We start from the raw sequence: 21,996 nt of genomic DNA, 5'->3' as shown, positions 1-21,996 counted from the left end.
CTTGCATCGGATCGAATCCTGCCCGCGTCCAGCATCAGCGATCATCCAAAGGTTCAGCGCACCGCCGGATCAGGCGGCACATCGCCGTCCGCGCTGGTGTCGATGCTCACGACCACCGACATCCCAGGCCGCAGGTGCTCAAGCATGGGCTGATCGGCATCGACCACGATGCGTACCGGGATACGCTGGGAAATCTTCACGAAGTTGCCGGTGGCGTTGTCGGCAGGCAGCAGGCTGAATTCCGAACCCGCAGCGGGCGAAATTCGTTGTACGTGGCCGTGCATCTGGTGGCCGTCGAGCGCATCGACGGTAAAGCTCACCGGCTGCCCCAGGCGCACATTGGCCATCTGGGTTTCTTTCATGTTCGCCACGATCCAGCGCTGCTCGGGCACCAGTGCCATCAACTGCGCACCCGAATTGACATAGGCACCAAGACGCACGCCGATCTGCCCCAACTGCCCGTCACGCGGGGCAACGATACGCGTGTTGTCCAGGTCGATGCGCGCCAGCTCGATAGCCGCTTGCGCATTGGCGACCGAGGCTTCCAGTGAGCCACGGTTGACGATGACTGTTTGCAGGTCCTCACGGGCGATCTGCAAGACTGCCTTGGCTTCGGCAACGGCGGCGTTCGCCTGCGCGTCGGCGGCACGCGTGACATCCAGCTCGCTTTTCGAAACCGAACCGTCGGTCACCAGCGCCTGATTGCGCCGCAGATCGGCAGCGCTCTTGCGGCTCTGGGCGATGCTGTTCTGCAGTTCGGCCTGGCGCTGGCCGATGGTGGCTTCGGCACTACGCCGCTGTTGCAGATTGTTGGCCAGCGAGGCCTTCTGCACAGCCAGTTGTGCAATGGCCTGATCCAGGCGCTGACGATAGATACGGTCATCCAGACGCACCAGCAGATCACCGGCCTTGACGAACTGGAAGTCCTGCACCGGTACTTCGTAGACATACCCGCTCAACTGCGGCCCGATCAGCGTGGTCTGACCCTTGACCTGAGCATTCTCGGTGCTCTCGATCGGGCTGGCAAACGGCGGTAATTGCCAGGCGTACAGCACCACCAGCACACCAGCCAGGGCAACGGCGCCGAAAATCACCGAAGACACGACACGCTTGCGGGTCGAGCGCGGCTTGCTGGTCACCGGGGACGTCAACGGAGCCGGTGGCGGCGAGTTGCGCGGGGCTTCGGTATCTGGGGTTTTGGATTCGGTCATGAAGATTTAACGCCGGAATTGGATACGGTGGGCGGAGCAGCAGGTGCAACGGGTGCCAGCGGCAGAGGTTGAGTGGTCATTTTCAGCCACAGGACCCGGGCTGAAATCCAGATCATGGTCAGCACGGCAATCAGCGCGATCAGCATGAACACATCATTGTAAGCCAGCACATTGGCTTCCCGGGTCGCGGCCGTGGCCATCGTGCGGATGCCCTGACTGTTGCGCAACGACGGGTCGGCGATCACCGAGCTGTAGCTGGCGCTGTAACTCTGCAGTCGCGCCTGTACCAGCGGATCGATGAGGGTCAGGTGTTCAACGATGTGGCTGGAATGAAACTTCTCGCGCACCACTTGAAAGGTGCCCAATGCAGCAGACCCGATCAGCCCGCCGATGTTCTGAGTGATCCCGAACAACACTGAAAAACTGACCATGTTACGCGGGTTCGCCAACACGCCGCTGATCCCCAGCACCAGGGTAGGCCCAAGAAAAAATGTGCCGCCAAAGGCCAGCAGAAACTGGCTGAGGTACATGTTCGATTGGCGGGTCAGGTTGGTGGAGTGACTGTCCATCCAGGCACCGATTGCCATCATCGCCAGGGAGATCAGCAAGGGTTTGATCAGATGTGCCGGATTGATGGTCAGCGCACTGACCGCCAGCCCCGAAACGCTGCCGAGCAGCATCACCAGGTACAGCGTGTGCAACTGCTGACTGCCCATGTTCAGCGCCTGAAGAAACCCGACAGCGCCGACCGACTGTTCGGACAGCACCACGCGAAACAGGATGACGGCCAAGCCCAGGCGCAGGATCGCTCCACTGCCCAGCCAGCGAGTGATCAGCAACGGATTGCTGCGGTTATGCTCGATGGCCAGTCCAGCGCAGATCAGCGCAATCGATGCCGCTGAGGCGATACCAATCCACTGCGCTTCCAGCCACCATTCGATACGCCCCAGCGACAGCACCGCACAGAGCAGCGCAAAACCGGTGGCCAGCAGGCCGAAGGTGAGGAAATCGAGCTTCTCGAACGCCTTGAAGCGATCGCCAGGCGGCAGTTTGAGCATCAGCACGCAGCCCAGCGAGAGCAGCGCCATGCCCAGCTCGAACAGATAAAGGCCACGCCACTGGGCAATTTGCAGCAAGTCTTCCGACACCAGCCGCGCCAGCGGCGTTGCCAGCTGGGCGGTGCCAAGCCCGAGTACCAGCGCCTTGAGCCGCCACTTCTGCGGGAAAGCCTGGATCATGTAATACAGCCCCAGGGTGCTGAGTGCAGCGCCAACCATGCCGTGTGCCGCACGTACAGCGATGGCCGAATCGATGTCGTTGACGAACAGATGCGCCAGCGTCACCAGCGCGTACAGCACCAGAAACAGCTCGGTGAATGCGCGCAGACCGAATTGCTGACGAAACTTCACCAGCAGCAGATTCATCGACACGTTAGTCATGATGTAGGCCGCCGGCAGCCAGGCGATGTCCTGCGACGTCGCCCCCAGCGCGCCCTGCAGATACGGCAGGTTGGCGACCACCAGTGCGTTGCCGAGCCCACCGGTCAGCGCGACGATCACCCCTACGACAGCAAACGCCCAACGCCGCGCAGTCGAATGCAGCGGCGTCGACGGCGAGCCAGGCATGGTCGGACGCTCGTGGGCGGCCCATTCGCGTGGGGCATACTTATCGCTCATAAACGACAGAAACGGGGACTTTCATGGGGTACACCTGAGGAATTCCCTTTTGTGACATTAATGGCAGTCATAATACTCATCCGCCAGGCAATGATTCGCGTTGGTCAGTGCAATACAGCGTCGCTCCGGCAGTTGCGAATGCGCCAGACAGTGGATATCTGAAACTTCAGACTATGCTTAAACGCAGTTTTGCTTTGCACATTTGCGCTGCTAGGATCTTCTGCGACGCTCGAACGCTCGAATAAGAAAAAAGCGCAACCGAACAAGGAGTTCAGAATGAGTTCACAGGTTTCATCGGCCCGCTCGGTTCGACCATCCGCCAGCCGGGATTCGATCGTTGTCGACGTGCGTAACCACATTGGTCACTTGACCCTCAATCGCCCGGAAGGCCTGAACGCAATCGATCTGGACATGGTCCGCACACTTCGCCAGCAACTTGACCGCTGGGCCGACGACCCCTCGGTTCATGCCGTGGTCCTGCGTGGTGCGGGCGGCAAGGCATTCTGCGCCGGTGGCGACATCCGTTCACTGTATGAGAGCCACCAGAACGGCCAGGATCTGCATCACACATTTTTTGCCGAAGAGTATGAGCTGGACCTGGCCATTCACCGTTACCGCAAGCCGGTACTGGCCCTGATGGACGGTCTGGTGCTGGGCGGCGGCATGGGCCTGGTTCAGGGAGCCGACCTGCGCGTGGTCACCCAACGCAGCCGCCTCGGCATGCCCGAAGTCGCCATTGGTTATTTCCCTGACGTCGGCGGCAGTTATTTTCTGTCGCGGCTGCCCGGCGAAGTGGGGACCTGGCTGGGCGTGACCGGGTCGCAGATCGGTGCCGCCGATGCGCTGTACTGCGGCCTTGCCAACTGGTCCATGAACAGCGAACTCTTGCCGCGCCTCGACCATATGCTCGACCATCTGAAATGGAAGTCGACCCCACTCAAGGACCTGCAGGGTGCGCTGGCCAAGCTGGCCACCCAGCGCCTGCCCTCTCCGCCGCTGGAAGCCCTGCGCCACGCCATCGACCACTTTTTCGGATTGCCGGATGTCCCCAGCATGCTCGAACAGCTTCAGCAAGTGGTCATCGGCGATACCAGAGAGTGGGCGCTGGATACCGTCAGCCGAATGAACGCTCATTCGCCGCTGGGCATGGCCGTGACTCTGGAAATGCTGCGCCGTGGTCGTCATCTGCCGCTGCAGGATTGCTTCGCCATGGAGTTGCATCTGGACCGCCAATGGTTCGAACGCGGTGACCTGATTGAAGGCATACGCGCGCTGATCATCGATAAAGACAAGAAGCCGCAATGGAAACACGCCAGCGCGCAGGACGTCAGTACCGCGCAGGTGCAGAGTTTCTTCAGCGGTCTGGAGAATTGAGCCGTGCACGATCTTGAATTGACCGAAGAACAGGTAATGATTCGCGACATGGCGCGCGACTTTGCCCGCAACGAAATTGCCCCACATGCCCAAGCCTGGGAAAAGGCCGGCTGGATCGATAACGCGCTGGTTGCCAAGCTCGGTGAGCTGGGCCTGCTGGGCATGGTGGTGCCAGAGCAATGGGGTGGCACTTACATCGACTACGTTGCCTATGCACTGGCGGTTGAGGAAATTTCCGCCGCCGACGCCGCCACCGGCACGCTGATGAGTGTTCACAGTTCCGTGGGCTGCGGGCCGGTCCTCAACTACGGGACCGATGAGCAGAAACATGCCTGGCTGGAAAAACTGGCCACAGGCCGGGCAATCGGCTGTTTCTGCCTTACCGAACCGCATGCAGGCTCTGAAGCCCACAACCTGCGCACTCGTGCCGAGTTGCAGGGTGATCAGTGGGTGATCAACGGCGCCAAGCAGTTCGTCAGCAATGGCAAACGGGCACAACTGGCTATCGTGTTTGCAGTGACCGACCCGGCGCTCGGCAAAAAGGGCCTGTCAGCCTTTCTGGTGCCGACCGAGAACCCTGGTTTCGTGGTGGATCGCAGCGAGCACAAGATGGGCATCCGGGCATCGGACACCTGCGCGGTCACCTTGAACAACTGCCGAATCCCGTCCGCCAACCTACTGGGTGAGCGTGGCAAGGGGCTGTCTATCGCCCTCTCCAACCTGGAAGGCGGCCGCATCGGCATCGCCGCGCAGGCACTGGGAATCGCCCGCGCCGCCTTCGAAGCAGCGCTGGCGTATGCGCGTGAACGGGTGCAGTTCGACAAACCGATCATCGAACATCAAAGTATTGCCAATCTGCTGGCCGATATGCACACCCGAATCAACGCCGCCCGCCTGCTGACCCTGCACGCTGCGCGGCTGCGCAGCGCCGGGCAAGCGTGTCTGTCGGAAGCCTCTCAGGCCAAGCTGTTCGCTTCTGAAATGGCCGAATGGGTGTGCTCCAAGGCAATCCAGATTCATGGTGGCTATGGCTACCTGGAGGACTACCCTGTCGAGCGTTTCTACCGGGACGCGCGCATCACCCAGATTTACGAAGGCTCCAGTGAGATCCAGCGCCTGCTGATCGCCCGGGAACTGCGTCATTATCTGTTCTGATTCAGGCGCAGTGGCCGCTCAATACGGTACGCCGGGGCAGAGCATCAGGGCTTCACAAATCGCTCTCGCCCCAGCAACGTCACCAGCAAGGCTACCGAGTCGGCATTTTTGAGCATGATGTCGACCCGCTTGTGGACGTCTTCATAAAACACATCACGCGCCTCTTCGAGCGTGCTCTTGCCAGCGATGCGCAGAATCGTCTGTTTTCCATTACCATCCATTCGCCTCAGGTCGCGCCACGAATCTTCGTCCAGCTGCTTGAACAACTTGTCGCGGTCTGTATGAAAGGACAGCGTCTTTTGCTGCTGATAAATCAGTTCGTTTCTGATCCGCAGTCGATAGGTCGGTGCATCTTCAAGCAAATCGATGAATGGGGCCTGTGAGTCCACGTAAGCAATGTCATCCGCTTTCAGCACCATATGTGATAACTCATGAATCAGGATCGCGGCCCGGTAATGCTGAGGAAACTTGAACTCCCCGGCACGTTGCGCGCTGAGCTTCAATCGATAGGTCGGCAGTCGAAAAAACTGCTCCGTCAGAAAAATCCTCCGCGCCGGGTCTGCTTCGAAGATGAACGCGCTGGCCGATTCGTTGCCCATTCGATTGACTCCGACCACATAACGCGGCGAGTCGATGGGCGACAGCGAAGGGTCTATCAACTCCTGATACAGACCGGTGACAGCTTTTTTAGTCACTTCGTAGAGTCGATCGTCAGGCACTTTCTGCGCAAAAAAAATCGCTCAGTATTTTCGCCGCACGCGGATCCAGCTTGTTGTCCGGCAAGCGTCTGGTCAGGTTGTCCAGAGCGTTTTCCAGATAGCGCTGCGCCTGCAGACAGGCATCTTCGATGGTCAAAGCCATATCCCGGTGACGATGACGAATTTCGGGCATGCCTCGAGCGCTGACAACCATGATTTCATCAACCAGATCGTCGACAAGACTGCCCTCCATACGGGTAAGCGCCCCTCCTCCACCGCGCAGTCCGCCCTGGATGTCCAGCTTCCATTGCTGATCCGCATCCAGACTCACCGAGGGACCGATCCTGTCGCCCGACACAATGAACCAACCGTCCTCATCTGACTGCACCTCATAGGTTTTCCCACCTATGGCTGCATACGCCCTGCCGGTAACAGGATCGCGGTAGACGCTTAACAGTTCATCGCGTTGTAGCGTGTACAAGGCTATGTCGTGAACTTCGAACTCGCGCAAACGCTCCCGTATCTGTTGCGTCAGAGAGCTGTTGCCCCAAGAGAACTCGAACGTATCAGCGGCATCGATCAATTGCACAATCGGGTCGGGCGACGTTGGGTCATCCAGCAAGGCGCTGGTCTCATGAGACGTCAGTGATGCGGCTTCCGCAGGGTTCTGCCCGGAAGAAATCATCACGCTCAGCGCCGTCATGAACTCCGAGATCGCCTGGCCCCATTGCTGATCCGTTGCCGAGATGAGCGACAGGTTCAACAATGTCTCCCCCTGAATGATGCCGATCAGTGCCCCCAGGCGTCCGGGCATGAGCGCCATGAATTGCTCTGCGCCCAGCGTGAACAGATACTGCGTCGCCGCGCGGCGGTGTTCGGCATTGGTGACGCTGTACTGCTTGACCTGCAACTTCAGAATATCCACAGCGCCCTTGAACATCAGCAACAGGCAATTGCCCTCATAGGGATCGATTTGCACGGTGACAGGGGCAGCACGCTCGAACGGCAGATCGAAAGAGGACTCGGTGCTGAAAGGCAGGTGCGGCTCCACAAAGCCACCCTTGTCGTAAATCTTGCGCAAATCGGGGTCGATCCGGTCCAGAATGTACGCTTGGAAATAGGCGGAAGTGTGAATATCAAGCACCAGCGCAGCCTGGTCGGGATACTCCTTGAATACGAACTCGTCGTGCAGGGGCGCGTAAAGCACCCACGGTCCCGGCTGATTTTCCTTTGGCCCCATCAGGTACGTATTGAGCACGACGGTCGGCTCCCAGCCCTCCTTGGCCGGCAGCAGTTTCAAGGGACTGAGGATCATCTGGCAGCCGTTGACCGGCAGGCGCGCGACCGCATCAGGCATGCTCAGTACGTTTTCGATAATCCGATACGCCTGCTCGGACAGCTCGTTTTTCAGCTTGGAAGCAAAGGCTCGCAAAATATCCAGCGAAGGAACCTGCTCGACGAACAGTTTGCGGCGCTCGAGATAATCCGGCCTCGTCTCGGCCAGCACCGAGTTCAGCATCGTGCGGTAACCCGAGGCGATGTCCAGCGACCTTACCAGCTCACGCAGATACACAGGTGTCAGGGCCACGTCCAGCGGCGTGCCATCCTTTGAGGAGAGCAGAATGACCCCGTCCTGCCTGGACAGAAAGCGGTTGATTGCAAACTCCACCAGGTTTTCGCTGACGACCTGGGTAGCCGCAGGTATCGACTGGGGCAACTCGCCCGGCGCCACCGGGGCGGGGACGTAGTGCGTCAGCGAAACACGCACGTTTTCAGGATCGGGCCGAGGCTTCGCGAAGTCCTTGTCGAACCTGCGCTTGAGTTGCTTGAGGGAGTAATCGTAGAGGCTTGGAATATCGAACAGAAAGTCCTTCTCGCCGACACAGGTCACATAAAACCGTCGCAGGGTCTCGACCAGAATGACCTGATCACGCTTCGACGCCTCGCTGACCCATGAAGGTACGAGCGCTTTGTAAATGATGAGCTGAATGGCAACCCCCAGAGAATTGAGGGCCTGACGATTTCGGTCATCCCGCTCTGCGGCACTCAGCAGGTTGGCGAACAGTTCCGACGGCACCTGCCAGGCTATGGACTGCCGATAAAGATCGGCCACCGTACGCTGCTGGCGCTCGACCTCGTCGCGCTGCAATGCCTCGATGAAATGCCCTTCAATGGGTTGCAGGACGACCTTGAGTTCAAGCGTCCCTCGACGGGCACGCTGGCCGAGTAACATGCGTCGGTCAGGTTCAGCGATAACGCCTGACACCTGCGAGCTCAGCTCCATGCTTGTCAGCCGCCCGGCGACATACTCTTCCAGCGCCTGCTGGGTTTCAAAACCGACGAGTCCCTGATCCAGGATCCACAGGACGGGCTTACTGTCGGGAAGCCTGCCAGTGACCACAAACGCATTGGTTACCTTGACCACGGGCACCTGCGGGTCGTACTGAACAGTCACCCTAAAAACATCGACGCGCGCCTCGCCCAACGTCTGCCGAAGTGCCGGCAACGGCCTGTCGAGGACCTGCTGTACGTTGTCGAGGAAAGCGACAGGCAGCGTGGCCGTGCGCCGTTCGACCAGCAACTCAAGACGCAGCGAGTACTCCCGGACCAGGGCGGATATCACGTCGGGATGCATGCTGGTATCGCGTTGGCGAATCGTACGTGAGTAGAACTCGCTGATCTGACCCTCGAAGCGATGGGCAAAATCTGCCTGCACGCAGATCAATATCTGCTCAAGCAATGCCAGCGACAGACGCTGCACCGGTTGATCCACCACCGGAGTGATCTGCCCGGCGAGAACGATGCTGTCAGCCAGGGGGATGCTTGCGTAACCGCACACCCGTTCAAGCGCCAGCGTCAACACTGGCACCGGCGTCGCCTCAGCGACATCCGCCTGCACCCAAAGCTTGCGGGCATCAAGGGGCGGACCGCCGATCAAAGCCAGATAGAGGTTGAGCGCGCGATGCATGCAGCCATCTGCACCGGGATGCATGGCATCGACGCTGCCGAGCAAGGCGTCGAGCTTTTTCAACTTGCCCATCCAGTTGTAGGACGGGTCTGAAATCAAGTTCGGCCGCTCACTGACACTGCTCTGGGCAGCCGCCCCCCAGACGCTGTCAAAGCTCAGCCGGTCCTGACGCCAGCGCCCTGCGTCGTGCGTGTTCAAGAGCCGACCATCGAGCAGCTTGCGGATGTCCAGTGCATCGTCAATCCGAGCCGGATTTTTTTCGGAATGAAGGGCCGGCAGGTCAAGTACGTAGCGCAGGTCGCGCTCTTGCAAGGCGATCAGGGCATCAATGAATTCGCTGAAAAAGTCCTCGGTGAGCGTGTCGTGACGCAGCTCAAGCTGACCTTCCAGGCTGATGACGGAATGATCATTCAACGATGAGTAAAACAACAATCCGGCGCGTGAAGGGCCCCTCAGCACATGCTCGATGGCCTGAGCCTGATCGCCGAAGCGCAGGAAGCCCGGCAATGACGAATAGAGAAATACCGCCGGTGACGCCTCTCCGGGGAAATCGATGAGGAATACGCCGACCAGCTTGACGGGGTCCTGGCCGGCCACGACAACAGATAACCTGCGTACCCTCGGCACCGGCGCAGCGGGCCCGCCAGGCTGCGAAGGCAGCAGGGTCAGCAGCCAGCGATATTCAGCCTCCGTCATGTTGCGGTGCGCCCGGCCCGATAACAGATGTTGGCGAAAACACTCTGCAAGCGCATCAGCGGTGAGGTCGCGACGCGTGCGCCCATCCTGCCCCCGAGACGTCCAGTAGTCAGACAGCAACTGCTCATACGCGGTGCCGACTGAAGCAGCCGAGTCTGCCAGCGCCTGATCGAAAACGATCGCCTGTGCCTCGGGCAACGCCGCCCCCTTGGTATCCAGATAGCGACGTGTCTGGCCTTGCGGCAGGGATTCGTAGGAAAACGCCTGCATAGCGGCATCGGCAAGGTATTGAGTTCCGACGACTGCTGACGCTGCCGGAGCAGCACCGGGCGCCGTGTGCACAAGCTGGACGGTCTGGGCAACGACGTCGATGCCCCTTTCTACCAGCACATCCTGAAAGGCCTTGCCTGTCGCCTGTCGAAAATCAGGCAGCGCCTCCAACCTGGCCGCCAGGCGCTGCAGATGCCCGGCCTGCTGGCGCAGCACGGCCTGCGTGCGGGCGTCAAACAGCGAGCCTTCGATGCGTTCGCGCTCGACGATCGACAAGGCAGTGATATCGTCGAATCGCTGCTGCAAGGCGTTGAACAGCGCGCTGCGACTCTCGAATTGCTCGATGCCGAAGGCCAGGGTACTGAGAAAGACCCGCGCCGAGGGGTTGGCGGCATCACTGATGAACAGGGCTGCGGCCAATTCCGCATTAACGGGCTGCGCGTCGCTTATCAGCAGCCGGTCGACTCGGGGAGCCGCATCGCTGGTGGGCTCGTTACTTTCGGCAGCCAATAGCTGCAACCACGCGCCGTCGTCATGGCTGATTCGAGACTGTTCGATAGCGTCCCGAATGTCTTGTGTGAAGCGCGCGCGCAGAGAGTCGCTGAAAAAATAGGGAGCTGCTGACATGTACTGTTTCCTTTGGAGGGCGCCTCTGCGCACAGCGCCCAGGCGCGTGGCAGAGAAAAAGGAAACAGCTTATGGGGATGGACCGACGCGCCTGCGTTACATAAAGCAATCGATCGGCAGACGCGCTTCGTCAAAAAATCAGTGGGCAGCAGCCCTGCCGTTCTTCTCGACCCAGGCGGCGAAGGCATCGATGAACTTCTGCAGGAAGGGCCTGGTTTTATCGGACAACGCGCCGGACTCGTCGAAAAAGCTCCCGGCGCCGCCCAGGTAGGCTTCGGGCTGCTGAAGGCACAGCACGTCCAGAAACACCAGCGACTGACGCAGGTGATGGTTGGCACCAAAGCCACCGACAGCACCCGGCGAGGCACTGATCACGGCGCCCGGCTTGCCGCTGAAGGCACTTTTGCCGTAAGGACGCGAGCCCACGTCGATGGCGTTTTTCAGGGCACCGGGCACCGAGCGGTTGTATTCCGGGGTAACAAACAGCACGCCGTCGGCAGCGCCCAGTTGCTCGCGAAAGGTGGTGTATGCAGGCGGCGGTGAGTCGCCATCGATGTCTTCGTTGTACAACGGCAGATCACCGATCTCGACAATATTCAGTTTCAGGCTGGCAGGTGCCAGTTCTGCCAGAGCAAGAGCGATCTTGCGGTTGATGGACTCTTTTCGCAGACTGCCGACCAATACGGCAATGGTATGAACCTGGCTCATGAAAATATCCGTCATCTGATTCAAGGGAAGGTTAGGTATAGAACAGAAGCCGGGTTTAGACGACCTTTGCGCCAGTCAATTCCCTACGCGCTTGAACGGCAGGGATTATTTTTTCCCTCAAAGGCAAACTCACCTATAGATCAGTGGTCTACTAGCCTCGATGGATTCGTAAACCAGCAGTTATATTCAGTTTCAGAGGTTACAGAGCAAATGGCTTCAGTTCTCGTCGGACAATTTCATGCCAGGGACGCCGAAGGTCGCGTTTATCCGGTTCATGAGTTCCAGGAATCGCAGCCGGATGAGGCGCAGGGCGGTCAGCCGGTGATCACCTACAGGCTGGCAATCGGCGACCGGGTCAAGCATTTGGGTGGTGAGGACTTCGAGCTGGTGCAATCGGGCATAAAAATTACCCGTACACCCACGTAATAACGGCAGCATTCCCGCCTTGGCTGCATGGCCAGCGGGAAGCTGTTAATCCGAAAAGATCAGATACCAGAAAATCGCCGTTTCACGAGTGTTCGGATCGATGCCCCGATAGCGCATGTGATCCACCCCGCCTACCACGTACCCGCAACTCTCATACAGCCTGCAGGCCCCCAGGTTATTGTTCTGCGTTTCCAGAACGATGCCAGGCAGATTGCGCTTACGAGTCCAGAATTGCGCCGCGTCGAGCAACGAGCGTGCGACGCCATGACGGCGCGCCGACTCGTCCACTGCCAGCTCATCGATATACGCGAATCCACTCCAGTGAGTGCTCATCACGATATGGCCGACGGCGTGGTCATCCAGCCAGGCAACCATCACCGAACTGGTGGCGGCTTCACGATGATCGGCAAATTCCTGAGAGTCGATGCCATAATTTTTGCTGTACGGCTCGACCAGCTCGACCGGCCATGAATCCACGGGCTCGCCGATACGCGGCTGCGCATAGCCAAGTACTGTAAACGTGAATTCGCTGTTGAGGATGTAGTCCTCGAAGCATTCGTCTGCAACCCGAATGCTCAAAGCAGGATGTGCCACGCTCATTTCACCTTTGCCGCTTGCTGTCAGGAAGATGCCTGCGCTCCGGCTTCCAGCATCTGTACCCAGAGCGGAGGAGCACCGCAAGCCTTGGCGATGGTGCTCATACGCACTTCGTGCTCGGCCAGCTCACTTTCAGAGGCGCGAATGATGCGGCATGGCTTGCGATCGGCAGGCAGGCGGCGAATTTCGCTGCCACGATTGCCAGAGCCTTCGCCCGAACCGTTGCCATCGGAAGCATTGCCGGCCAGCGACAGGCTGGTCTGACCGCCGGTCATCGCCAGATAGACGTCGGCCAGAATCTCGGAGTCGAGCAATGCGCCGTGCAGCTCACGGCCCGAGTTATCGACGCCGTAGCGCTTGCAGAGTGCATCCAGACTGTTGCGCTGACCTGGGTGACGCTCTCGCGCCATCATCAGGGTGTCGAGAATCGAACAGTGCTGGGTGATATCAGCCCTGTCCTGCGAACCCATCAAGGCAAATTCGTTGTTGATGAAGCCAACGTCGAACGCTGCGTTGTGAATGATCAGCTGCGCGCCTTTGATGAACTCGAAGAATTCATCGGCGACTTCGGCAAACCGCGGCTTGCCGACCAGAAATTCATTGGTGATACCGTGAACACCGATCGCGCCTTCGTCACTTTCGCGATCAGGTTGCAGGTAAACGTGAAAATGCCGACCGGTCAGGCGGCGACCGATCAACTCGACACAACCGATCTCGATGATGCGGTGACCATCCGTCACCGGCATACCGGTGGTTTCGGTATCGAGGACGATGGATCTGTTATCCAGGTTTTGCAATGCCATTGACTGTTGCCTCATGTACAGGCCGCGATTCTAGCACGCAGCGGCCGTTGCAAGCCCGTGCGCGTCTAGCCGTGCCGGATGCCGCGCACTTCGTCGACGCCACGGTTGGCGAGCTGGTCGGCACGCTCGTTGCCAGGGTGGCCGATGTGCCCGCGCACCCACTGCCATTTCACCGTGTGGCGACTGACCTGTTCATCCAGAAGCTGCCACAGATCGGCGTTTTTGACCGGCTCCTTGGCAGCGGTTTTCCAGCCGCGCTTCTTCCAGTTGACCATCCACTCGGTAATGCCTTTCATCACGTACTGAGAGTCGGTCACCAGCGTCACCTCGCAAGGGCGCTTGAGTTCTTCAAGCCCGCGAATCGCACCGGTCAGTTCCATCCGGTTGTTGGTGGTATTGGCTTCGCCACCCCACAACTCTTTTTCGACGCCCTTGCACACCAGCAGGGCCCCCCAACCGCCCGGGCCAGGATTACCCTTGCAGGCACCGTCGGTGAAGAGTTCAACGCTATCGCTCATTACGACCTTTCCAGAATGATGGGCTTCATGTGCAGCAAGGCATTATATTCAAGCCTGGTCCTGAGTGTTGCGGCTGACCTTGGCCATCGGCATGGGGATCAGCTTGCCGATGGGGTCGCGGCGCACCTGACGCAAGGGTCTGAGGCCGACCACCAGTTTGCGCGCCACCAGTACATAGAAGCCGCCACCGGGGCTCTGACGCCCCTCGCCAAGGCGTTCGAGCCCTGCAAGACGCGACTGCCATGCTGCTGAAGCAAGGGGTGGACGATAGCATCCGAAGCGCCGTTTCTCCAGCGCGAAGCCCAGCAGATTCAGCCAGTCAGCGACCCGCGAGGATGAAATGCAGCGCGCCTTGCGCAACGCATCCCGCGCGAATACGTGACGTATGCCCCAGGTGCTCCAGGGGTTGATGCCGATAATCAGCAAGTGCCCGCCCGGCCGCACGCTGCTGGCCGCTTCGCGCAGCAGGCCGTGGGGCGACAGGCAGAAATCCAGGCCGTGCTGCAACACCACGACATCGGCCGCGTGCTCACTCAATGGCCACGCCTGTTCCTCACAGACGATCTCGACACCCGGCAACGGCGCACCAAGGCGTACATTGCGCTGCACCTGGGGAGCCACTGGCGGGCTTTCCGCCGACGGGCCGTAATGCACCAGATAGCCGCCGAAGTACCGCCCCAGCTCTTCGTCGAGAATGCGCCGTTCCTCTTCGAGCAGAAGCTGCCCGAGCGGCCCGGAAAGCCATTCACGGGCAGCGCGGATCAATGCAAGCCACTCAGGATCAGCCTGAGCGAACGCTTCATCGGTCATGAGTTCTCCTCCAGAGGTGCTCGCATACAGCGGCAACAGACTCTAAGATGCACCATTGTCTGCCGCTATGCGAACTGCGCCATGATACAGATCCACGCCCTTCCTGCTTTCAATGACAACTACATATGGTTGTTACAAGACCTTTCGAGCCAGCAGTGCGCTGTCGTCGATCCGGGCGACGCGAAGCCAGTGCTGGGCTGGCTGGCGCAGAATCCCGACTACCGGCTGACCGATATCCTGATCACCCACCATCACAATGATCATGTGGGCGGCGTTGCGGAACTCAAGCAGTCGACCGCGGCGCGCGTGCTGGGCCCTGCAGCCGAAACCATACCGGCACGCGATGTCGCGCTGGTCGACAATGACCGACTGACCGTGCTGGGCCTTGAATTTGTAGTGCATGCGGTCCCTGGTCATACGCTGGGGCATATCGCGTTCTATCACGAGGACGCCACGACCCCCCTGCTGTTCAGCGGCGACACGCTGTTTGCTGCTGGCTGCGGACGGTTGTTCGAGGGCACGCCGCAACAGATGCACGATTCTCTCAGCCGCCTGGCCGATCTGCCGGACAGCACACTGATCTACTGCGCTCACGAATACACGCTGAGCAATCTGCGCTTTGCGCAGGCCGTCGAGCCCGACAATGTGGATATCGCCGAACGCCTGGCCGAAGTGACGCGCTGGCGCAGCGAAAATCGCATCAGTCTTCCGTCGAATCTGGCCCTGGAAAAACGTACCAATCCGTTCCTGCGTACCGGGGAAACATCCGTTAAAGAAAAAGCGGACGAACGGAGCGGCGGGCAAAACACCTCGCAGAGTGCGGTCTTTGCCAGCTTGAGGGCCTGGAAAGATAAGTTCTGACCCGACCTTAAAACCGCAATAAAATTCTGAAAGGTTGACCGACGGCAGGCTGCTTCCTAGAATCGCCCGACATTTTCGTCTGGATGTACCCCCCGAACAATGTCGTCATCTACCAGCAAGCCTTCACATTCGGACGCATTGACTCGGTTGGCTCAGGCCATGGCCGTCACCGCGAGTGCCCTTCTGGCCGGTTGCCAGAGCACCGCCAGCGTCGACCCGGTCAATAGCCATCGCGCGCCTAACCTGGCCGCCGGCATCAAGCAAAAACCGATTTTCCTGTCGCACAAGCCTGCCACCCCTCTCGCACCTCCACAGGATGTCTGGGAGCGCATGCGTCAGGGCTTTCAACTGCAACAAGGCAATGATCAGAACCCCCGCATTGATCAACAGCGCCTGTGGTTCGCCAACAACCCTTCCTTTCTGGAAAACGCTGGCGAGCGCGGCAGCCTGTACATGCACTACATCGTCGAGCGCCTTGAAGAACGCAACATGCCGCTGGAACTGGCGCTGCTTCCGGTCATCGAAAGCGCCTACAACCCGATGGCCGTTTCGCGCAGCCAGGCGGTCGGCCTCTGGCAGTTCATCCCGTCGACCGGGCGTTACTTCAACCTGCGCCAGACCAGCTTTTATGACGGACGTCGCGACATCCAGGCCTCGACCGTTGCGGCACTGGATTACCTGACCCGCCTGCATGACATGTTCAACGGTGACTGGCTGCTGGCCCTGGCAGCCTACAACGCCGGCGAAGGCACGGTGAGCCGCGCCATCGAGCGCAATGACAAGCTCAACCTGCCGACCGATTACTGGAACCTGCCGCTGCCGCAGGAAACCCGAGATTACGTGCCCAAGCTGCTGGCCCTGTCCCAGGTGGTGTTGTCTCCGGAAGCCTACGGCGTCAATCTGAACCCGATCGCCAACCAGCCCTACTTCGAAGTCGTCGAGCTCAACAAGCGTGTCGACCTGTCCAAAGTGGCCAGCGCCGCCGATATCGACGAAGACGAGCTTATCCAGCTCAACCCCGCCTACAAGAAGCGCCTGACCGTCGATGGCCCCCAGCACCTGCTGGTGCCCACTTCCAAGGCGCAACTGCTGACGGCCAGCCTGCTGACCATGAAACAGGAAGAACTGGTCGCCTGGCAGCCTTACCGGGTGCGCAAGGGCGATACCCTGGAAAGCCTGGCCAGTCGTTATCAGGTTACGGTCAGCTCGCTCAAGGGCAATAACAAGCTGTCCGGCAACCGCCTGAAGGTCGGTCAATCACTGAGCATACCGGTCAAGCCGGGCATGCAGAATTCACAGCCCGTGTTCGAAGCGCTGGCCAGCAACGAAAAGCCGTCACGTACCCGAAGTTACAAGGTGCGCAGCGGTGACAACCTGACCACCATCGCGCAAGCCAACAAGGTAGATGTCGAAGACCTGCAACGCTGGAACAAGCTGACCGGCAAGAAGCTCAAGGCCGGCCAGACGCTGGTCATGCAGGACACCAGCAAACCTGCCGGCAAAGCTGCCAGCAAGTCGGTCGCCAGCACCGGTGGCAAGGACAGCGAAAAGAAATCCATGCAGTACAAGATCCAGAAAGGCGACTCGATGTACCTGGTCGCCAAGCGCTTCAACGTCGAGATGCAACATCTCAAGCGCTGGAATCCACGTAGCGGGCAGGCTCTCAAACCCGGCCAGACCCTGACCGTTTACCTGCCACACTGATGCGCACGGCCACTTGCCCTTCGATAACCTTGGGGCGGGTGTCCGATGCAGCCCGGCAGCGTCATCACCTGCAGTCTTTTTCCAGCTGGAACAAGCTGTTACTGTTAGCGACCCGAAAGCCCAGGCCGTCTGGATCGTGATACGTCCCTTCCTGCTGACCCTCAGCCTGGCCTTGAGCTTCTGCGCCAACGCAGCCATCACCGAAAGTCATGGCTACGCGCAGTTTGGTGTTCTCAAGTACCCGGCCAGCTTCACTCATTTCGACTGGGTCAATCCCGAGGCGCCGAAAGGTGGCACCCTGAGAATGATGGCCTTCGGCACGTTCGACACGTTAAACCCCTACACATTCAAGGGCAGCAGCCCGGTCTCGACTGGCAACTTCCTGCAGTATGGTGTCAACGAGCTGAATGAACCGCTGATGGTCGGCACAGGCCAATATGACCCATCCGGCGATGAACCGACCTCCAGTTACGGGCTGATTGCCCAGTCGGTGGAATACAGCGAGGACCGCAGCTGGGTGGTGTTCAACCTGCGCCCGCAGGCGCGCTTCCATGACGGCAAGCCCATCACCGCCTACGACGTGGCGTTTTCCTACCGGACACTGCTCAAGGACGGTCACCCCCAATACCGCACCGCCTTGCAGGAAGTGCAGCGCGTGGACATTCTCAACCGTCATCGCATCCGGTTTGTCTTCAAGCGCTCGCGCAACCCGCTGCTGATCCTGCGCCTGGGCGAACTGCCGGTGTTGCCGCAACATTACTGGAAGGACAGGGATTTCAAGGCGACCACCTTCGAGCCGCCGCTGGGCAGTGGCCCTTACCGCATCACCCGCGTGCAGCCGGGTCGGCAACTGGTGTTCGAGCGGGTCAAGGATTACTGGGGCAAGGACTTGCCGGTCAACCGCGGCAAATACAATTTCGACCGGGTCGAGGTCGAGTTCTACCGCGACAGCGACGTGGCGTTCGAAGCGTTCAAAGCGGGTGAATTCGACATCTACATCGAGCATCAGGCCAAGAACTGGGCCAGTGGCTACGACTTCCCCGCGGTGGCCAATGGTCAGGTGATCAAGGCGCAGATCCCCCACCGCATACCGACACAGACCCAGGGACTGTTCATGAACACCCGGCGCGCCGCCTTCGCCGACATCCGCGTGCGCGAAGCCCTGGGTCTGCTGTTCAATTTCGAATGGACCAACCGCACGCTGTTCAGCGACGCCTATGACCGCTCGATCAGCTACTACCCCAACAGCGAATTTTCCGCGACGGGCCTGCCAACCGGGGCCGAATGGCTGCTCCTGGCGCCCTACCGCGATCAGTTGCCCGCCAGCCTGTTCACCCAGCCGTTCGCCCCGTCGAAAACCGATGGTGGCGGAATCCCGCGCGAGACCTTGCGCAAGGCCCTGAAGCTGCTTGCCGAGGCTGGCTGGACGCTGTCGGACAAGGGTTTGCTCAATGCCGACAAGCAACCGTTGCGCTTCGAGATCCTGCTGGTCAACCCCAACCTCGAACGCATTCTGCAACCCTACATCGAAGACCTGCGCCGTCTAGGGATCAATGCAGGGCTGCGCACCGTCGACCGCGCCCAGTACAAGCAACGTCTGGACCGTTTCGATTTCGACATGATTCTGATGACCCTGCAACAGACCCTGAGCCCCGGTCTGGAGCAGTGGCAGTATTTCCATTCCAGTCAGGCTGCGATCAACGGCAGCAAGAACTACGCGGGTATCGCCAACCCCGTGGTCGATGCCCTGCTGAACAAACTGCTGGCCGCGCAAACCCGGGACGAACAGGTCGCCGCGGCGCGGGCGCTGGACCGCGTATTGCTGTCTCAGCACTACAGCATCCCCAACTGGTATCTGAATAATCATCGGCTTGCCTATCGCAACCGATTCGCCATGGTCACTACCCCGCCCTACACCCTGGGGCTGCGTGCGTGGTGGCTCAAGACTCTGGAGAAGCCCCGATGAACCCTCTGCACTCCCTGCGCTCGCAGGCAGCAGGCCTGCTGCTGGCCAGCCTCGCCTGCACAGTACAGGCTGCGCCTCAGCATGGCGTGACGCTGTATGACGAAGCGCCGAAGTACCCGGCTGATTTCAAGCACTTCGACTACGTGAACCCGGATGCCCCCAAGGGCGGCACGCTGCGTCAGGCAGGCTTCGGCGGCTTTGACAGCTTCAACCCGTTCATCAACAAAGGCGTACCGGCAGACGATATCAGTCTGATATACGACACCCTTGCCCGCTCAAGCCTGGATGAGCCATTCACTGAATACGGGCTGATCGCGGGCAAGATCGAGAAGTCCCCGGACAACAGCTGGGTGCGTTTCTATCTGCGCCCCGAGGCGCGCTTTCATGACGGCCACCCGATCCGCGCCGACGACGTCGAATTCAGCTTCAAGACCCTGATGGAGCACGGCTCGCCCATGTACAAGGGCTACTACGCCGACGTCGATCAGGTCATCGTCGAAGATCCGTTGCGCGTGCTGTTCAAGTTCAAGCACAAGGGCAGCCGCGAGTTACCGCTGATCCTTGGCCAGTTGCCGGTGCTGCCCAAGCATTTCTGGGCCGATCGCGACTTCAGCAAGGGCAACCTGGACTTCCCGCTGGGCAGCGGACCTTACAAGGTCGCCGACGTGAAGGCCGGTCGTTCGGTGAGTTATGAGCGGGTCAAGGATTACTGGGCAAAGGATCTTCCGATCAACAAGGGTTTCTACAACTTTGACGTGCTGACCACCGACTACTACCGCGACAATACGGTAGCGCTGGAGGCCGGCAAGGCCGGGCAATTCGACTATTGGCTGGAAACCAGTGCCAAGAACTGGGCAACCGCTTACGACACGCCCGCAGTGCGCGACGGCAGGCTGATCAAGGAAGAGCTTCCCAATGGCAACCCGACGGGCATGCAGGGCTTTGTCTTCAACCTGCGCAAGCCCGTGTTTCAGGACGTCAGGGTCCGTGAGGCGCTGACTCTGCTGCTGGACTTCGAGTGGACCAACAAACAGCTGTTCAACGGCTCGTACAGCCGCACCAAAAGTTATTTCGACAACTCGGAAATGGCCGCCAGCGGCCTGCCGTCTGCCGAAGAACTCAAGCTTCTGGAACCGTTGCGCGGCAAGATTCCGGATCGCGTGTTCAGCGAACCCTTCACCCTGCCGGTCACCGATGGCAGCGGTATGATCCGTCCGCAGCAGCGCCGGGCCTTCCAGCTGTTGCAGGAGGCGGGCTGGAAGATCGTCGACGACAAGATGGTCGACGCGCAGGGCAACCCGGTAAAAATCGAGTTTCTGATGGCCCAGACCGAGTTCGAGCGCATTCTGCTGCCTTACAAGCGCAACCTGAGCGACCTGGGTATCGAACTGGTGATTCGCCGGGCCGACGTGTCGCAATACATCAACCGCCTGCGCTCGCGGGACTACGACATGATTGTCACTGGCTATCCGCAGTCCAGCTCGCCCGGTAACGAGCAGCGCGTGTACTTCGACTCATCCAGCGCCGACAACCCGGGCAGCCGCAACTTCATGGGCCTCAAGGACCCTGCGGTGGATGAGCTGGTCAACGGCCTGATCAACGCCGACTCACGGCAAAGCCTGATCACCCATACCAAGGCACTGGACCGTGTGCTGCTGTGGGGCTTTTACGTCGTTCCGAACTGGCACATCAAGACCTGGCGGGTGGCTTACTGGAATCACCTCGACCATCCCAAGGCCGAAGCACTTTCCGATATCGGCCTGATGACCTGGTGGGCCAGGCCGGATGTCAAACCGGTGGCCGCGACCCCGTCAGCCCCTGATCAGGCCAAGCCTGCGAACGCGGAGCAATAACATGCTGGCTTATATTCTGCGACGGCTGCTGCTGATCATCCCTACCCTGCTCGGCATCCTGATCATCAACTTCGTCATCATTCAGGCCGCCCCCGGTGGCCCGGTCGAACAGATGATCGCCAAGATCGAAGGCTTCGATGGCGCCACCAGCCGGATAGCCGGGGGCGGCGCCGAAGTATCGGTGGCCGGCTCCAACTACCGCGGCGCGCAAGGCCTGGACCCGGCATTGATCAAGGAAATCGAACGCATGTACGGTTTCGACAAGTCGGCGCCGGAACGCCTGTGGATCATGATCAAGAACTACGCCACGCTGGATTTCGGCGACAGCTTCTTTCGTGATGCCAAGGTCATCGACCTGATTGTCGAGAAGATGCCGGTGTCCATTTCCCTCGGGTTATGGAGCACCCTGATCATGTACCTGGTGTCGATCCCGCTGGGGATTGCCAAGGCCACGCGCCACGGCAGCCAGTTCGACGTATGGACCAGTTCGGCAATCATTGTCGGCTATGCCATTCCGGCGTTCCTGTTCGCGATTCTGCTGATCGTGGTGTTTGCCGGGGGCAGCTACTTCAACTGGTTTCCACTGCGCGGGCTGACCTCCAACAATTACGATGAACTGAGCACGCTGGGCAAGCTATTCGATTACTTCTGGCATCTGGTATTGCCCGTCACCGCACTGGTGATCGGCAACTTTGCCACCATGACGCTGCTGACCAAGAACAGCTTTCTCGACGAAATCAGCAAGCAATACGTGACCACGGCCAAAGCCAAGGGCCTGAGCAACCACAAGGTGCTCTACGGCCATGTGTTTCGCAACGCGATGCTGCTGGTGATCGCCGGCTTCCCGTCGGCGTTCATCGGTATCTTCTTCACCGGCTCGCTGCTGGTGGAAGTGATCTTTTCGCTGGACGGCCTGGGCCTGATGAGTTTTGAAGCCGCGATCAACCGCGACTATCCGGTGGTGTTCGGTACGCTGTTCATCTTCACCCTGCTGGGGCTGGTGGTGAAGCTGATCGGCGATATCACCTACACCCTCGTAGACCCGCGCATCGACTTCGAAAGCAGGAAGCATTGA

17 protein-coding genes are annotated in these 21,996 nt (G+C 59.7%); 8 read left to right on the top strand and 9 right to left on the bottom strand.

Annotation, left to right across the window (positions count from 1 at the left end):
• Positions 1-53 precede the first annotated feature (53 nt).
• Both ACW55A_RS12265 and ACW55A_RS12260 read right to left on the bottom strand, forming a co-directional pair.
• Complete coding sequence (locus tag ACW55A_RS12265) at positions 54-1,211, bottom strand: HlyD family secretion protein (protein ID WP_003368589.1); 1,158 nt, start codon at positions 1,209-1,211, stop codon at positions 54-56.
• On the bottom strand, positions 1,208-2,887 hold the full coding sequence (locus ACW55A_RS12260; RefSeq protein WP_096121036.1) for an MFS transporter: 1,680 nt from the start codon (positions 2,885-2,887) through the stop codon (positions 1,208-1,210). Before ACW55A_RS12260 ends, ACW55A_RS12265 begins: the two co-directional genes overlap by 4 nt.
• A 276-nt stretch (positions 2,888-3,163) precedes the next feature.
• On the opposite strand from ACW55A_RS12260, the gene ACW55A_RS12255 reads away from it, so the two are divergent.
• Together ACW55A_RS12255 and ACW55A_RS12250 are read left to right on the top strand one after the other, a co-directional pair.
• Positions 3,164-4,261 carry an enoyl-CoA hydratase/isomerase family protein gene (locus ACW55A_RS12255; RefSeq protein WP_455808062.1) on the top strand — a complete coding sequence of 366 codons (1,098 nt, stop codon included), beginning with the start codon at positions 3,164-3,166 and terminating at the stop codon, positions 4,259-4,261.
• A gap of 3 nt (positions 4,262-4,264) precedes the next feature.
• Positions 4,265-5,416, top strand: coding sequence for an acyl-CoA dehydrogenase family protein (locus ACW55A_RS12250; RefSeq protein ID WP_455808063.1), 1,152 nt, complete (start codon positions 4,265-4,267; stop codon positions 5,414-5,416).
• A gap of 44 nt (positions 5,417-5,460) precedes the next feature.
• Here ACW55A_RS12250 and ACW55A_RS12245 read toward each other — a convergent pair whose 3' ends face one another.
• The 3 genes from ACW55A_RS12245 to ACW55A_RS12235 all read right to left on the bottom strand — a co-directional run bounded on the left by ACW55A_RS12245 (position 5,461) and on the right by ACW55A_RS12235 (position 11,383).
• Positions 5,461-6,111, bottom strand: a complete 651-nt coding sequence (locus ACW55A_RS12245) for a hypothetical protein (RefSeq protein WP_498810985.1) — start codon at positions 6,109-6,111, stop codon at positions 5,461-5,463.
• A gap of 16 nt (positions 6,112-6,127) precedes the next feature.
• Positions 6,128-10,675 (bottom strand): dermonecrotic toxin domain-containing protein, encoded by a 4,548-nt coding sequence (locus ACW55A_RS12240; RefSeq protein ID WP_498810984.1) that lies wholly within the window; start codon positions 10,673-10,675, stop codon positions 6,128-6,130.
• A gap of 138 nt (positions 10,676-10,813) precedes the next feature.
• Positions 10,814-11,383 (bottom strand): NADPH-dependent FMN reductase, encoded by a 570-nt coding sequence (locus ACW55A_RS12235; RefSeq protein WP_003368583.1) that lies wholly within the window; start codon positions 11,381-11,383, stop codon positions 10,814-10,816.
• Positions 11,384-11,593: 210 nt separating this feature from the next.
• Between ACW55A_RS12235 and ACW55A_RS12230 the strand changes: the two genes are divergently transcribed.
• The gene (locus ACW55A_RS12230; RefSeq protein ID WP_004414020.1) at positions 11,594-11,809 is read left to right on the top strand and encodes a hypothetical protein; all 216 of its coding nucleotides are present in this window, start codon (positions 11,594-11,596) and stop codon (positions 11,807-11,809) included.
• 45 nt (positions 11,810-11,854) lie between these two features.
• Here ACW55A_RS12230 and ACW55A_RS12225 read toward each other — a convergent pair whose 3' ends face one another.
• From ACW55A_RS12225 to ACW55A_RS12210, 4 genes are all read right to left on the bottom strand, one after another.
• Positions 11,855-12,403 carry a GNAT family N-acetyltransferase gene (locus tag ACW55A_RS12225; protein ID WP_498810983.1) on the bottom strand — a complete coding sequence of 183 codons (549 nt, stop codon included), beginning with the start codon at positions 12,401-12,403 and terminating at the stop codon, positions 11,855-11,857.
• 26 nt (positions 12,404-12,429) lie between these two features.
• A complete protein-coding gene (gene dnaQ, locus ACW55A_RS12220) occupies positions 12,430-13,209 on the bottom strand; it encodes a DNA polymerase III subunit epsilon (RefSeq protein ID WP_003368580.1) in 780 nt (259 codons plus the stop codon).
• Positions 13,210-13,274: 65 nt separating this feature from the next.
• The gene (rnhA, locus tag ACW55A_RS12215; protein WP_003368579.1) at positions 13,275-13,727 is read right to left on the bottom strand and encodes a ribonuclease HI; all 453 of its coding nucleotides are present in this window, start codon (positions 13,725-13,727) and stop codon (positions 13,275-13,277) included.
• Between the two features lie 48 nt (positions 13,728-13,775).
• Positions 13,776-14,537, bottom strand: a complete 762-nt coding sequence (locus tag ACW55A_RS12210) for a methyltransferase domain-containing protein (RefSeq protein ID WP_004414023.1) — start codon at positions 14,535-14,537, stop codon at positions 13,776-13,778.
• An 81-nt stretch (positions 14,538-14,618) separates the two neighbouring features.
• Between ACW55A_RS12210 and gloB the strand changes: the two genes are divergently transcribed.
• From gloB to ACW55A_RS12185, 5 genes are all read left to right on the top strand, one after another.
• Complete coding sequence (gene gloB / locus ACW55A_RS12205; RefSeq protein ID WP_004414025.1) at positions 14,619-15,398, top strand: hydroxyacylglutathione hydrolase; 780 nt, start codon at positions 14,619-14,621, stop codon at positions 15,396-15,398.
• Between the two features lie 99 nt (positions 15,399-15,497).
• Entirely contained in the window at positions 15,498-17,102 is a 1,605-nt protein-coding gene (locus ACW55A_RS12200; RefSeq protein WP_455808066.1) for a lytic transglycosylase domain-containing protein, read from the top strand.
• A gap of 136 nt (positions 17,103-17,238) precedes the next feature.
• The gene (locus tag ACW55A_RS12195) at positions 17,239-19,068 is read left to right on the top strand and encodes an extracellular solute-binding protein (protein ID WP_498810982.1); all 1,830 of its coding nucleotides are present in this window, start codon (positions 17,239-17,241) and stop codon (positions 19,066-19,068) included.
• Positions 19,065-20,921, top strand: coding sequence for an extracellular solute-binding protein (locus ACW55A_RS12190; RefSeq protein ID WP_128774779.1), 1,857 nt, complete (start codon positions 19,065-19,067; stop codon positions 20,919-20,921). Before ACW55A_RS12195 ends, ACW55A_RS12190 begins: the two co-directional genes overlap by 4 nt.
• A gap of 1 nt (position 20,922) precedes the next feature.
• Complete coding sequence (locus ACW55A_RS12185) at positions 20,923-21,996, top strand: microcin C ABC transporter permease YejB (protein WP_004414031.1); 1,074 nt, start codon at positions 20,923-20,925, stop codon at positions 21,994-21,996.

Source organism: Plantibacter cousiniae (nom. nud.), from assembly GCF_977070315.1.
Note: the sequence above shows the minus strand (reverse complement) of the source record. Positions and strands in the feature narration are given on the sequence as shown.

Excerpts from the sequence above, each read along its gene's own strand:
- ACW55A_RS12265 (WP_003368589.1), bottom strand. The coding sequence starts at position 1,211 with ATGACCGAATCCAAAACCCCAGATACCGAAGCCCCGCGCAACTCGCCG.
- ACW55A_RS12260 (WP_096121036.1), bottom strand. The coding sequence starts at position 2,887 with ATGAGCGATAAGTATGCCCCACGCGAATGGGCCGCCCACGAGCGTCCG.
- ACW55A_RS12255 (WP_455808062.1), top strand. The coding sequence starts at position 3,164 with ATGAGTTCACAGGTTTCATCGGCCCGCTCGGTTCGACCATCCGCCAGC.
- ACW55A_RS12240 (WP_498810984.1), bottom strand. The coding sequence starts at position 10,675 with ATGTCAGCAGCTCCCTATTTTTTCAGCGACTCTCTGCGCGCGCGCTTC.
- ACW55A_RS12235 (WP_003368583.1), bottom strand. The coding sequence starts at position 11,383 with ATGAGCCAGGTTCATACCATTGCCGTATTGGTCGGCAGTCTGCGAAAA.
- ACW55A_RS12230 (WP_004414020.1), top strand. The coding sequence starts at position 11,594 with ATGGCTTCAGTTCTCGTCGGACAATTTCATGCCAGGGACGCCGAAGGT.
- dnaQ (WP_003368580.1), bottom strand. The coding sequence starts at position 13,209 with ATGGCATTGCAAAACCTGGATAACAGATCCATCGTCCTCGATACCGAA.
- rnhA (WP_003368579.1), bottom strand. The coding sequence starts at position 13,727 with ATGAGCGATAGCGTTGAACTCTTCACCGACGGTGCCTGCAAGGGTAAT.
- ACW55A_RS12210 (WP_004414023.1), bottom strand. The coding sequence starts at position 14,537 with ATGACCGATGAAGCGTTCGCTCAGGCTGATCCTGAGTGGCTTGCATTG.
- gloB (WP_004414025.1), top strand. The coding sequence starts at position 14,619 with ATGATACAGATCCACGCCCTTCCTGCTTTCAATGACAACTACATATGG.
- ACW55A_RS12200 (WP_455808066.1), top strand. The coding sequence starts at position 15,498 with ATGTCGTCATCTACCAGCAAGCCTTCACATTCGGACGCATTGACTCGG.
- ACW55A_RS12190 (WP_128774779.1), top strand. The coding sequence starts at position 19,065 with ATGAACCCTCTGCACTCCCTGCGCTCGCAGGCAGCAGGCCTGCTGCTG.
- ACW55A_RS12185 (WP_004414031.1), top strand. The coding sequence starts at position 20,923 with ATGCTGGCTTATATTCTGCGACGGCTGCTGCTGATCATCCCTACCCTG.